Raw genomic sequence first — 569 nt, forward strand, 5'->3', positions numbered from 1 at the left:
TTATCGTTTAATATAGTTTTGTGTAAAAGGTAATAGATATTGTAAGCCACTACAATGGATATAACCTTCATAGAGTTTAAGTTGTGAGGGAGATTCTAAGAAAGTTTGGGAATAAGTAGAAATAATCTCTCTGACACTATCTCTTATATCATAATACTCCATTAATTCTTCGAATGTTTTTTCATTTGTGCCTACACTTTTTTTATCAGGCATTTTTAATACCCATACTTTAGCCCAATTATTGGATTCTATATTCCATACTAAGATAAGATACTCATCTCTCCATAGAGGATTGATGAGATTTTGTTTTTCTTTTTCATAATAGGATTTTTGAGCTAAATAATATGTGCTTAACTCTTCATATAAAAAGCTAAATGGTGTTTCATCTCCCCAACCATTTTCTTCTTGGAGTTTTTGGAATTTAGGTTCAAGGAGGGCATAACTAAACTCTTGTGAGAAGAGTTGTGCAATAATCTTTCCTTCTTTGGTATCGGGTTTATCACGGAGATTTACAATAAAATCATTAATGTTTGTCATTGTAGTTGCTAATGCAGCAGTAGGGAGAGGGG

At 32.0% G+C, this 569-nt stretch carries 1 protein-coding gene; it reads right to left on the bottom strand.

Annotated features, from left to right (window positions below; genetic code table 11):
• On the bottom strand, window positions 1-569 hold a 569-nt coding region (locus tag LS69_RS10140; RefSeq protein WP_238699313.1), incomplete at its 5' end, for a hypothetical protein.

This window comes from Helicobacter sp. MIT 05-5294, assembly GCF_000765675.1.
Classification (GTDB): Bacteria; Campylobacterota; Campylobacteria; order Campylobacterales; family Helicobacteraceae; genus Helicobacter_D.